This window comes from Streptomyces sp. NPDC001220, from assembly GCF_053597895.1.
In genome coordinates this window covers 288,087-300,539 of the sequence record NZ_JBSFJE010000001.1, presented here as the reverse complement: position 1 = coordinate 300,539, position 12,453 = coordinate 288,087, and the positions used below count along the sequence as shown (strand labels likewise).

Below are 12,453 nucleotides of genomic sequence, written 5' to 3'. Positions count from 1 at the left end.
CCCGGCGGGAAAACTATCCCAGCGCGGACTTGACGGCGTCGGCCAACCGCCCCGCCACCGACCTCGCCTGCTCGATGTCCGCGGCCTCCACCATCACCCGTACCAGCGGCTCGGTGCCCGAAGGGCGAAGCAGCACGCGCCCCGTCTCCCCCAGCTCCCGCTCCGCCTCCGCGACCGCCGCCGCCAGGTCCCCGGAGGTCTTCACCCGGGACTTGTCGACGTCCGGCACGTTGATCAGCACCTGGGGCAGCCGTTCCATCACGCCCGCCAGCTCCCGCAGCGACCGCCCGGTCTGCGCGACCCGCGCCGCCAGCAGCAGCCCGGTCAGCGTGCCGTCACCGGTCGTCGCGTGGTCGAGGATGATGACGTGCCCGGACTGCTCGCCACCGAGGGCGTACCCGTGCTCCTTCATCTCCTCCAGGACGTACCGGTCGCCGACCGCGGTCTGGACGAGGTGCAGCCCCTCCCGCTCCAGCGCCAGCTTGAAGCCGAGGTTGGACATGACGGTGGCGACGACGGTGTCGGCGCGCAGCACGCCCCGTTCACGCATGGCCAGCGCCAGCACCGCCAGGATCTGGTCGCCGTCGACCTCCTCGCCGGTGTGGTCGACCGCGAGGCACCGGTCCGCGTCGCCGTCGTGGGCGATGCCGAACGCGGCCCCGTGCTCGACGACCGCGGCCTTCAGCTTGCCGAGGTGCGTGGAGCCGCAGCCGTCGTTGATGTTGAGCCCGTCCGGCTCCGCGCCGATCGTGACGATCTCCGCGCCGGCCCGGCGGAACGCCTCCGGCGAGACCCCCGCGGCCGCGCCGTGCGCCTCGTCCAGGACGACCTTCAGCCCGTCGAGCCGGTTCGGGAGGACCGACAGCAGGTGGGCGACGTACTGCTCGGAGCCCTCGTCGTAGGACCGGACCCGGCCGACGCCCGAGCCGGTGGGCCGCTCCCAGGGCTCGCCGTGCCGGTGGGACTCGTAGACCGCCTCGATCCGGTCCTCCAGTTCGTCGGCGAGCTTGTGGCCGCCGCGGGCGAAGAACTTGATGCCGTTGTCGGGCATGGCGTTGTGGCTGGCGGAGAGCATGACACCGAGGTCGGCGCCGAGTGCGCCGGTCAGGTGGGCCACGGCGGGCGTCGGGAGGACACCGACCTTCAGCACGTCCACGCCGGCGCTGGCCAGGCCCGCGACCACGGCCGCCTCCAGGAACTCCCCGGACGCGCGTGGGTCCCGGCCGACGACCGCCTTCGGCCGGTGGCCCTCGAACGTGCCCACCTCGGCCAGCACGTGCGCCGCCGCGACCGACAGCCCGAGCGCCATCTCGGCGGTCAGGTCCGCGTTGGCGACGCCGCGCACGCCGTCCGTGCCGAAGAGTCGTCCCACTTGTCCTCCTGAAGAAGCGTCCTTGCTGCCAGGAAATGATGGCAGGCGCTTAGTCATGCGATCACACCAGCCTTTGAGCGTCTTTTGTCGTTATACGCCCTTGACCGGGATAAACGAACGCCCCGACGGCACATGTGGCGTGCCGCCGGGGCGTTCGGAGTACGCGCCGAGCCAGAACCCGGATGCGCGGGCCAGACCCGTACGTGCGTACGTGCAGGCAGCGGGCGATTAACGCTTGCTGTACTGCGGAGCCTTGCGGGCCTTCTTCAGACCGGCCTTCTTGCGCTCGACCGCACGGTCGTCGCGCTTGAGGAAGCCGGCCTTCTTGAGCGGGCCGCGGTTGTTGTCGACGTCGGCCTCGTTCAGCGCGCGGGCGACACCGAGACGGAGCGCACCGGCCTGACCGGAGACACCGCCGCCGGAGATGCGGGCGACGACGTCGTAGCGGCCCTCGAGCTCCAGCACCTTGAAGGGCTCGTTGACTTCCTGCTGGTGCACCTTGTTGGGGAAGTAGTCCTCAAGGGTGCGACCGTTGATCTTCCACTTGCCGGTGCCCGGGACGATCCGGACGCGGGCGATGGCGTTCTTGCGGCGGCCCAGGCCGGCGGCCGGCTGCGGGTCGCCGAAGCGGGAGGCGAGCGACTCGGAGGTGTACTCGCCCTCGACGGGGACGTCCGACTCGGTGGTGTAGCTGTCGATGTCGACGATCTCGGTCTCTTCGACCGGCTGCTCAACGGTGGTCTCGGCCACGATTCTCCTCAGATTCTCTTCAGTCTTAGGGGGTGGCCGGACTTACTGCGCGACCTGGGTGATCTCGAACGGCACCGGCTGCTGCGCAGCGTGCGGGTGCACGTCACCCTTGTAGACCTTCAGCTTCGAGAGCATCTGACGGCCCAGCGTGTTCTTGGGGAGCATGCCCTTGACGGCCTTCTCGATGGCCTTCTCGGGGTTCTTGTCCAGCAGCTCGTCGTAGCGGACGGAGCGCAGACCACCCGGGTAGCCGGAGTGGCGGTACGCCATCTTCTGGGTGCGCTTGTTGCCGGACAGGTGCACCTTGTCGGCGTTGATGATGATGACGAAGTCACCGGTGTCGACGTGAGGGGCGTAGATCGGCTTGTGCTTGCCCCGCAGAAGGGAAGCGGCGGTGGTGGCGAGACGACCCAGGACGATGTCCTGAGCGTCGATGACGTGCCACTGGCGAGTCACATCGCCGGGCTTGGGGCTGTACGTACGCACTTCGCAGCCTTCTTCTTCAGTGGATGGGTGCTGACACATGGCATCACTGAAGCGATCGTGCAGCTGGGGACGACAATGCCGGGGACGCTGCCCGTATGCCGCCCACTGGTAACTGCTCCAGGGAACCTAGGTAGAGGCCACTCCCGTGAGAATGAGCGAGCCAATACACAACGAAGAGGAAGCTTACAAGGCTGCCCCCTGACGGGTCAAAACGAGCTCCCGCCGACATCCGGACGAGCCGTCGCCGACATTGGCACGAACCCGGGGAGCCCGGCGCGGCCGGGATACGCCCGCCCTGCCCCCAAAGGTCCACTATCACCCTTCGTACTGTCGCACCGGTACCCCTCGACCCCCGTCTAAGATGCGCCCCATGAGCTATGGGCAGGGGGGACCCCAGTCCCAGTGGGATCCCTGGAAACCGCAGTCACAGCAGCCCTGGAGCGGCGGCGCCGACCAGACTCCGGACTGGGCCGCGCTCGCCGAGGCCTCGGAGACGCGCAACAAGCGGCGCAGAGTGCTGTTCATCGGCGGTGGCGTGGTCGCCACACTGGCGATCGGCACCGCCGTCGCCATGGCCGTGGTGTCCGCGAACGGCGACAACAACGCCTCCGGCACACCCAGCAACCTGCCCGCGAGCGCCTCGCTGCCGAGCGAGTCGGTGGACCCGGCGCCGTCCTTCGCGCCGACCAGTGCGCCGCCGCCGCTGGATCCCGAGGACTTCATATCCAGCGCGAAGAAGGACACGGCGCCGCTCAGCGCCGAGACCCTCTTCCCGGGCACCCAGCTGACCATGGGCGAGACGGTGTACAAGAAGGGCGCCACGGCCGACACCAAGAAGTGCGCCACGGCCGCCAAGGGCACCCTCCCGAACGTCCTCACCAAGAACGACTGCACCCGGCTGCTGCGCGTCACCTACTTCAAGGACGGCGTCGCGGTCACGGTCGGCGTGGCCGTCTTCGACACCGACGCGCAGGCGGCCAAGGCCAAGACCGAGGCCGACAAGAAGGGCTTCGTCACCGCGCTGGCCGGTTCCGGGGCGAAGGCCTTCTGCGCCTCCGGCGTCTGCCGTACGACGACCAACTCCTACGGCCGGTACACCTACTTCACCACCGCCGGATTCCTCAACGGCAAGGACGTCACCACCAAGGACACCAAGGTCTTCCGGACCGGTGACGACCTGGCCGAGTTCACCTTCCGGCAGATCCGCAGGCGGGGCGAGGCCCAGGCCTCCGCGGCCGCGAACCAGTGACGTGTCCCCGGAGCGCGTGAGAGCTCCGGGGCCCGATCGGTGGTCCGAGCGACCGTCGTCCGGCTCACCGTCGCGCCCGCCCGGGCCCTGACCGGCGGCACAATGGCCTCCGGTTCGGTCGGGGAGGGAACGGGGGCGGGCGAGGGTCATGCGCATGCGGGGACGGGTCGGGCTCATCGGGGCGGGCGCCGCCGCCGGGCTGCTGGGGCCGCTGGCGCTGTGGCGGGCCTGGCGGGACGACGCGGACGGTGCGCGGGCCCCGCGGCTCGTCCCCACCGACCTGCGGGACCGCGACCCCGAGGCGACGGCCGCGGCCCGCCGGGTCTACGCACTGCTGGCCGGCCTGGAGAACGACGCCCGCCGCGGCCGTGCGACCCGTACCGTCATCGGTCAGCACGTGGAGCTGCAGAACGAGCGCTACAACGCGGGGTACGGCGACTACCGGGGCACCAAACAGCCGGGCTACTACTACCGCAAGGCCCGGGACATCACCGGACGGCTGCCCGGTTTCGTGGAGCTGGACCTCGGGCCCGGTTACGGACAGCCGGGCTGGGCGGTGGGCACGGCACGCTCCTACTCCCGGGCCTGGCCGGCCTGCCGGCGCTTCTGGGGGTACACCGAGGACGCCGTGGACCTCGCGGTCGGCGTGTGGTCGGGCCTGCCCCGGGCCGCCGACGGCTCCTACCGGCCCTCCGGCACGCACCAGGAGTGCGCCTCCGGCACCGAGGTCTCCCTGCCGCACAACGGCGGCGGCCCCGCGGGCCTGGTCGGCTTCTCCTTCCACCAGCCGTATCCGGGCAGCGCGGTCAAGGGGTTCGCGCAGACCCTGCTGCGCAACTCCCCCGGCGCGCGGGACAGCGGCTGGTTCGGCCGGGTGGTCACGGCGGGCAGCGACGAGCACCGGGCCCTGCTGCACGATCTCGACTTTCTCGCGGACCACCTCGGCTATCTCGCCGACCAGGGGGTGCCGGTGCTGCTGCGCCCGTTCCACGAGATGAACACCCGGCCGGGCCACGGCTTCTGGTGGGCGGGGCAGGATCCCGCCGCCTTCCGGACGCTGTGGCGGATGGCCCACGACCACCTGGTGCACCGGCGCGGCCTGCACAACCTGATCTTCGTCTGGTCGCCGGGTTCCTGGGACGGCACCTACGGCCGGCACCCCGGGGCCTACTACCCGGGCGGCCGCCATGTCGACGTCGTCGGCGTGGACGCCTACAGCGACACCCCGGCCACTCCGGCCGGCGGGGCCTGGACCGAGGTCTGGTACCGGGGCCTGGAGGAGTACCGCAGGCCGCGCGTCGTCGCCGAGTCCTTCTACGTCCCGCTGAACGCGGCGCAGCCCGAGACCCTCACCCGGACGCCGTGGGTGATGTGGACGGTGTGGGGCCAGGCGCTGTCGTACGACAATCTCGGCGCGCCCCGCGGGAAGAACACCACGGCCGACGTGAAGCGGACCTACGGCTCACCGAGAGTGATCACCGGTGGACAACCCGTCCGAGTTTCGGATGTGGACTGGGAAACGCTGCACAAGAGTCACTGAGGTTAACTTCTGAACACAAATTCCACACACGCATTCCCATGTACCGCACATACATGCAAGGATCGCTGTTCTGTTCGGTCAGTGGTTCGGGCGCCCGGGGGGGCATCTGAGAGGCGGCTGACCGAGGCGCCTTAAGAAGGCGCGGGGGGATCGATTCCCGGAACAGCACAGCGGTCGTGGCGTGCTCCGCCATGCCGCGGCCCAGGTCCGTCGATGCCTCCGCGCGCCACCGATCTCACGGGGAGTTCCACAGCCGTCATGGCATCGACAACGGTCGACGGTGGTGCGCCGCAGTCGCGGCACGCCACGAAACTGGCGAAGCGCACCGCTGCCTGGAAACCGGGCATCCTGCCGTTCCTGATCCCGCTGGTCTTCCTGACCCTGTTCAGCCTGTGGTCGTACACACCCAGCGACTCGCCGCTGGCGTGGCTCATCACCATCTGCTGGGCGCTTCCGGTTCCCGGTGTACTCGTGTCAGTCCAGGGGTTCTTCCTCATCCGCCGCCGGCTCCGCAAGTCGCATCTGATGACCCCGCCGGCCCCGGTGGACCAGGACTTCCTGATCGTCCTCGTCCCCACCATCGGACGGCACGACACCTACCCGGCCCTGGAGCGCTCCGTCCTCTCCTACGTGGAGCACCTCCCGGAGTGGTTCCCGTACATGCGCGTGGACGTGCTCACCGAGGAGGGCTGCGAGGCCGGCCGGCGGATCGACGAGCTGGCCGCGGTCAGCCCGCTGATCCGCGTGGTCACCGTCCCCAAGGAGTACGAGACCGAGAACGGCACCCGTTTCAAGGCCCGTGCCAACAACTACGCCCACGAGCTGCGCATCGAGGAGCGCGAGGCCCTCGACCACGTCTGGGTGCTGCACATGGACGACGACACCGGTGTCGGCCCCGACACCTCGGCGTCCCTCGCCCAGTTCATCAACCGCCAGCGCCGTGCGACCCCCGAAGAGGTCAAGCACATGGCGCAGGGCATCCTGACCTACCCGCGCGAGAACGCGGTGAGCCTGCTCACCTGGTTCGCCGACGCCATCCGCCCCGCCGACGACATCGCGCGCTTCCGGGCCTTCACCGGCCTCGGCACCCCGGCCGCCGGTGTGCACGGTGAGCTGCTCGTCATCCGGGCCTCCATCGAGGCCGAGATCGGCTGGGACTTCGGCCCCAAGGAGATCGTCGAGGACGCCCGGCTCGCCCTGACCTTCTGCCGTCTCTACCCGGGGCGCAGCGACTGGTTCAACGGCCGCTGCTACGGCGCCTCACCGGCCAACGCCAAGGACTTCATCAAGCAGCGTGAGCGCTGGGCCTGGGGCCTGGTCGCCCTCTGCTTCAACCGCAAGGTCCCGCTGCGCTACCGCTGGTTCCTGACCATCTGCGTGACGAGCTGGATCCTCGGACCTCTTCAGCACGTCGGCACGATCATCTTCGTGGCCTGGTTCATCGGCGACATGAACACCTCGCCCGTGACCCAGTCCGTGGTCATTCTGTGGTCGATCAGCTTCGCGTATGTGATCTGGGCGTACTGGGAAGGGCTGCGGCTCAACGCGATCGCCTCGGTCAGCGGCCGGCGCAGGTGGTGGGAGCCCGTGGCGGTCCTCCTGCTGCTGCCCTACTTCTCCCTCATCGAAGGAATCGGGGGCATCAAGGGCCTCTGGAAGTTCCTCCGCCGTGAGGAGAACAAGTTCGTCGTCATCGCCAAGCCCGCCTGACCCGGAAGAGACCTCACACCCATGAAGCGCGCACGCCTGCCCATGCTCGCCGTGCTCCCCGTCACCGTCATCTCCCTCGTGGTCGCGGCACCCTTCGTGATCGGCGACCACCCCCTGCAGTGGTCGTCCGGTTCCCTCATGCCCCACCTGGTGCTCGACGGCAGCGAGCCCACCCACCCGGCCGGCACCGGGTCCGGCACCGACCCCGGCACCGCCCCCGGCACCGCGGCCGCTCCGGGCAACACGGAGATCGCCAAGGTCGACAAGGAGTGGAAGAAGGGCATGCCGCAGTGGGGCGTCCAGCTCTACTGGGAGGACAACCCCGAGCACTCCCTCCAATACGTGGAGAAGCAGGCCCGGGTCCAGGCGAACTACCTGGTCGGCCTGCACGCCAACGCCGTCAGCGTCTCCTTCCCGTTCTTCACCGGGACCAAGTCCTCGACGAAGATCGTCGGCGGCACCAAGACCCCCGCCCCCGAGCGGCTCGCCCGGGTACTGGCGATCTTCCACGAGGCCGGGCTGCGCACGACCGTACGGCCGCTCATGGACGAGACCTCGCTCGACATCGCGGACGGCAACTGGCGCGGGAACATCGCCCCCTCCAGCCGTGACGCCTGGTTCGCCTCGTACGAGAAGTTCCTGACGCCCTACCTGAAGGCGGCCCAGGGCGAGAAGGCGGCGACCTTCGTCATCGGCACCGAGCTGAACTCCATGGAGGGCGACGAGCGCTGGAACGCTCTCGTGGACAGGGCCGAGAAGGAGTTCACCGGCGAGGTCGCGTACGACGCGAACTGGGACAACTACGTCAGCGGCCCGATCTCCATGCCCGTCAGCCACCTCGGCATCGACGCGTACTTCCCCGTCAAGGTCGACGACGACGCCCCGGTGGACACCCTCGTCGACGGCTGGGACCACTGGCTGGACAAGAAGGCCACCGGCAGCCTGCCGAAGATCACCGTCGCCGAGGCCGGCATCGGCGCCATGAACGGCGCCTACCACTCCCCCGGCAACTTTTACACCAAGCGCGCCGTCAACCTCCGGGTGCAGGCCAACTGGTACACCGCCGTCTGCCGGGTGGTCCAGGAACGGAAGATGAGCGGCGTCTACTGGTGGTCGATCTACTTCGACGACAACCCCAACGACAAGCCCGACGACAAGGTTGCCTCCCGGCTCGACTTCGCCGGTCGCCCCCTCTCCGAGAAGGCGATCAAGTCCTGTTTCACCTCCGACTACGCGGGCCCCGGGACTGACACCGCTAGCTGACCGAGCGAGGCAATCATGCAAGAAGCCATCATTCTGGTGGGCGGCAAGGGAACCCGCCTGCGCCCACTGACCAACCACACCCCGAAGCCGCTTCTCGGCGTCGCGGGCTCCTCCTTCATCCGCCACCAGGTGGCCAAGCTGATGGAGGCCGGGGTCGAGCACCTGGTGTTCGCCACCTCGTATCTCGCCGACCTCTTCGAGGACGAGTTCCGGGGTTTCTCCCGGGACCTGGAGATCTCCTACGCCGTGGAGGGGGTACCGCTCGGCACCGGCGGCGCCATCCGCAACGCCGGCCGCCTGCTGCGCGGTCCGTCCGACGCCCCGGTGCTCGTCCTCAACGGCGACATCCTCTCCGGTGTCGACCTGCGCGCGATCCTGGACCGGCACGAGGCCCGGGAAGCGGACGTCACCCTGCACCTGACCCGGGTCGCCGACCCGCGCGCCTTCGGTCTCGTCCCCACCGACGGGAGCGGCCGGGTGCTCTCCTTCCTGGAGAAGCCGAAGACGGCCGCGGAGTGCGTCACCGACCAGATCAACGCCGGTTGCTACGTCTTCCGCCGATCGGTCCTCGACGCCATCCCCGCCGACCGCGAGGTCTCGGTCGAGCAGGAGACCTTCCCGGACCTCGTCGCCCGGGGCGGCCGCGTCTTCGGCCACACCACCGCCGACTACTGGCGTGACCTCGGCACCCCGCTGGCCTTCGTGCACGGCTCCGCCGACCTGGTCACCGGCCGGGCGACCTCGCCGCTGGTGGGCGCGCCCGCCGAGGCGCTGGTCCACCCCACGGCCACCGTCGACCCGACCGCCCGCGTCATCGGCGGCTCGACCGTCGGCCCGTACGCCGTCATCGGCCCGCACGTGGTCGTCGACCGCTCCATCGTCGGCGAGCGCGTCACCGTGGCCGAGGGCGCCCGGATCCATGAGTCCGTGGTGGACCACGACGCCTCCATCGGCAGCGAATCGATTCTTCGCGAGGCCGTGGTGGGCTGCCACTCCCACGTCGGCGCCGAGAACGAGCTGCCCGCCCAGTTGCGGCTGTCCTGCGGCATCCGCATTCCCGCCCAGGGGGTGCGCGTCAGCGGTACGGCTGCCGCCTGCCCGACGGCCCACTGAATTCCCCGGCCCGACCGGACAGTTACTGGAGAGACGTGACCACCCATCGTTCAACGGCCACGGGCGAAGAACGACTTCGCAAGTACCGGCCGGACATCCAAGGCCTGCGCGCTGTCGCCATCATGATGGTCGTCGCGATGCACTGCGGCATAGTCGACATCCATGGCGGCGTGGACGTCAGCTTCGTCCTCAGCGGGTTCCTCATCGGCGGCCAGTTGCTCGCCGAGATCGACAAGTCGGGCAAGGTCTCCCTGACCAAGTTCTGGGCCCGCCGTTTCCGGCGCCTCGCCCCGGGCATGTCCGTCGTCATCCTCGCCACCGCGGCCCTGGCATGGCTCTACGCCAGCCCGCTCAGGTTCCGCCAGACCATGGAGGACGGCCTCGCCGCCTCGCTGAGCGTCATGAACTGGCGGCTGGTCGAGACGGGCACCGACTACTTCGCCAACGACGGGACTCAGTCCCCGTACCAGCACTTTTGGTCGCTGGGCATCGAGGAACAGTTCTATCTGGCGGCCCCGGTCACCCTGTTCGTCACCGTCTGGCTCAGCCGGAAGGTGTTCCGCAACCGCGTCCTGGTGGGCGTGTTCCTCATGGCGGTGATGGCCGGGTCGCTGTACCTGTCCGTGACGCAGACCAAGTCGAACCAGCCACTTGCCTACTTCGGCACCCAGACCCGCATCTGGGAACTCACCTCCGGCATCATGCTCGCCCTCGGTGCGCCGCTCCTCTCCCGGATGAATCGGGGTGTCGCCGCGGTGATCTCCTGGCTGGGACTCGCCACCGCGATCGGCACCGCGCTCCTCATCTCGGCGGAGACACCCCTGCCGGGGTACGCGGTGGCCGGCCCGGTACTGGGCGCCGCCATGATCATCGCCGGTGGATGCGCGGCTCCCCGCTTCGGCGCGGAGTGGTTCCTGCACAACCCGGTGCTCAACTCCGTGGCGAACGTCAGCTACGGCTGGTACCTCTGGCACTGGCCGATCCTCATCCTCTGGCCGGACATCACCGGCCACGACCTCACCTACTCGGACCGCTTCCGCGTCGCCTCGCTCTCGCTGATCCTGGCCTACGCCATGTACCACGTGATCGAGTTCCGGTTCCGGAACAACGCCCAGCTGGTGGCCCGCCCCTGGAAGGGGATCTTCGCCGGCGGCACGGCGGTCGCGGGCACGGCAGGGGCCGCGGCCATCGCCATGACCGTCCTCCCGCTGAACATCTCTGGCTCGGCTGTGGCCGTCGACTCCAGCACCATCGGTTACAGCGGCGCGGCGTCGGTGAAGAGTTCCGTGCTCCAGAAGAAACTCACCGCGGCCGCCCAGGCAGCCCTGCCGAAGTCCCCCGAGGACCGGACGCACTACGGCTGCATCGACAACACCGACGTCGAGAAGTTCGTCATGCGTGACAACTGTGTCATCGGGGACCCGGCCGGGAAGAAGTCGATCGTCGTGATCGGCGACTCCCACGCCTGGCAGTGGGGCGACGCGTTCAACGAGATCGGAAAGAAACTGGACGCCAAGGTCGTGACCATGGCGAAGGGCGGCTGCTCCCCCGAGGTGTACGCCATCAAGAACCCCGAGCTGAACCGCGAGTACTCCGAGTGCGACAGCTGGCGTGAGTCGGCGTTCGAGCAGCTCAAGGACCTCAAGCCGGATGTCATTGTCGTCACCAGCCGGGTCCGCCAGGAGGCCACCGAAGCCGGTGCCGAAAAGACCTTCCAGGCCCTGGAGGGCTCCGGCGCCCACCTCATCTACATGACGGACACCCCGCAGCCCGGCAAGAACGTCCCGGACTGCCTCGCCACCCACACCCGCGACATCTCCGCCTGCAATCCGGGCCAGGACGCGGCCATCGAGTTCCCCGGCTTCCGGACCATGGAGGAGAAGGTGGCCGCGCGCCACGGCGCGGTGATCATCGACACCCTGCCCGCGTTCTGCGCGGACAACGTCTGCCCGACGGTGATCTCCGGCCAGATCGTCTACTTCGACTCCAGCCACATCACGGCGGGTTACGCGAAGACCCTGGTGCCCTTCATCCAGCCGACGGTGAAGAAGGTGATGGCCGGCTGACCGCGTGTACCTCGCCGCGTACCCGACGGGCCTCCCGCTGCCGCTCGGCAAGCCGGTCGTCCGCCGGGTACGCGACCTCCTCCAGCGTCAGTCCGTGCGGTCGTACGACATGCACGGCGCTGTCCCGCACCCGCGCGTCCAGTACCTTCCGCGGCCACTCCACATCTCGGTGTCCGTCGCCGACGAACAGCAACGCGCCCACCATGGACCGCACCTGGTTGTGACAGAAGGCATCGGCCCGGACCTCGATCTCGACGACACCGTCCGCGGTACGGCGCACCCCGAAGTCGAGGATCTCCCGGACCGTCGAGGCTCCCTCTCGCTTCTTCGCGTACGCGGCGAAGTCGTGCTCCCCGACCAGTGACTTGGCAGCCGCGTCCATCACGTCGACATCCAATTCCCAGTCGTGCCAGAGCACATGACCACGCAGCAGCGGATCCACACCCCCCGGCCGGTCCCCGACCCGGTACACGTACCGTCGCCACAGCGCCGCGAACCGCGCGTTGAACCCCGTCGGCGCCTCACCCAGCGCCCACACCCGCACATCCTTCGGCAGCCGCCCCGCGAGCCGCTTCAGCAGCTTCTCGCGCTGCTCCTCCCACACCCCGGCCGGCAGATCCACATGCGCCACCTGCCCCCGCGCGTGCACCCCGGCGTCCGTCCGCCCGGCCACGGTCAGGTCGTACGTCGTCTCCTGTGACCGAGTGACGATCCGCAGCGCCTCCTCGATCTCCCCCTGCACGGTCCGTTTCCCCCCGGCCTGCTTCGCCCAGCCGTGGAACTGGGTGCCGTCGTAGGACAGGTCGAGACGGACGCGGACATGGCCGGGCTGAACTTCGTCACTCACAGGAGAATCCTCTCAGGCACAAAAAAGTGGGCCCGCCCCTCGAAGGGAACGGGCCCA

The 12,453-nt window shown here is 69.1% G+C and carries 10 protein-coding genes; 6 read left to right on the top strand and 4 right to left on the bottom strand.

The features are described 5' to 3' along the window. Window positions 1-13: 13 nt before the first annotated feature. The 3 genes from glmM to rplM all read right to left on the bottom strand — a co-directional run bounded on the left by glmM (window position 14) and on the right by rplM (window position 2,608). Window positions 14-1,372, bottom strand: coding sequence for a phosphoglucosamine mutase (gene glmM, locus ACWDGI_RS01495; protein WP_450754208.1), 1,359 nt, complete (start codon window positions 1,370-1,372; stop codon window positions 14-16). Between the two features lie 228 nt (window positions 1,373-1,600). Beyond that, window positions 1,601-2,122 (bottom strand): 30S ribosomal protein S9, encoded by a 522-nt coding sequence (gene rpsI / locus ACWDGI_RS01490; protein ID WP_450754206.1) that lies wholly within the window; start codon window positions 2,120-2,122, stop codon window positions 1,601-1,603. A 42-nt stretch (window positions 2,123-2,164) separates the two neighbouring features. Then, window positions 2,165-2,608 carry a 50S ribosomal protein L13 gene (gene rplM, locus ACWDGI_RS01485; protein WP_046730621.1) on the bottom strand — a complete coding sequence of 148 codons (444 nt, stop codon included), beginning with the start codon at window positions 2,606-2,608 and terminating at the stop codon, window positions 2,165-2,167. Window positions 2,609-2,978: 370 nt separating this feature from the next. Here rplM and ACWDGI_RS01480 point away from each other — a divergent pair, with 370 nt between their 5' ends. From ACWDGI_RS01480 to ACWDGI_RS01455, 6 genes are all read left to right on the top strand, one after another. Next, the gene (locus ACWDGI_RS01480) at window positions 2,979-3,857 is read left to right on the top strand and encodes a hypothetical protein (RefSeq protein ID WP_450754204.1); all 879 of its coding nucleotides are present in this window, start codon (window positions 2,979-2,981) and stop codon (window positions 3,855-3,857) included. A gap of 154 nt (window positions 3,858-4,011) precedes the next feature. Beyond that, on the top strand, window positions 4,012-5,397 hold the full coding sequence (locus ACWDGI_RS01475) for a glycoside hydrolase family 26 protein (protein ID WP_450754202.1): 1,386 nt from the start codon (window positions 4,012-4,014) through the stop codon (window positions 5,395-5,397). Window positions 5,398-5,655: 258 nt separating this feature from the next. Continuing rightward, window positions 5,656-7,107: a glycosyltransferase family 2 protein gene (locus ACWDGI_RS01470; protein ID WP_450754200.1), complete on the top strand. Its 1,452-nt coding sequence runs from the start codon at window positions 5,656-5,658 to the stop codon at window positions 7,105-7,107. Window positions 7,108-7,128: 21 nt separating this feature from the next. Beyond that, window positions 7,129-8,370 carry a glycoside hydrolase family 113 gene (locus ACWDGI_RS01465; RefSeq protein ID WP_450754198.1) on the top strand — a complete coding sequence of 414 codons (1,242 nt, stop codon included), beginning with the start codon at window positions 7,129-7,131 and terminating at the stop codon, window positions 8,368-8,370. 15 nt (window positions 8,371-8,385) lie between these two features. Then, window positions 8,386-9,483: a sugar phosphate nucleotidyltransferase gene (locus ACWDGI_RS01460; protein ID WP_450754196.1), complete on the top strand. Its 1,098-nt coding sequence runs from the start codon at window positions 8,386-8,388 to the stop codon at window positions 9,481-9,483. Between the two features lie 35 nt (window positions 9,484-9,518). Then, on the top strand, window positions 9,519-11,549 hold the full coding sequence (locus ACWDGI_RS01455; protein ID WP_450754194.1) for an acyltransferase family protein: 2,031 nt from the start codon (window positions 9,519-9,521) through the stop codon (window positions 11,547-11,549). On the opposite strand, the gene truA is transcribed toward ACWDGI_RS01455, so the two are convergent. After that, window positions 11,512-12,396, bottom strand: a complete 885-nt coding sequence (truA, locus tag ACWDGI_RS01450; RefSeq protein WP_450754192.1) for a tRNA pseudouridine(38-40) synthase TruA — start codon at window positions 12,394-12,396, stop codon at window positions 11,512-11,514. The two genes, ACWDGI_RS01455 and truA, sit on opposite strands and share 38 nt — an antisense overlap. Window positions 12,397-12,453 lie beyond the last annotated feature (57 nt).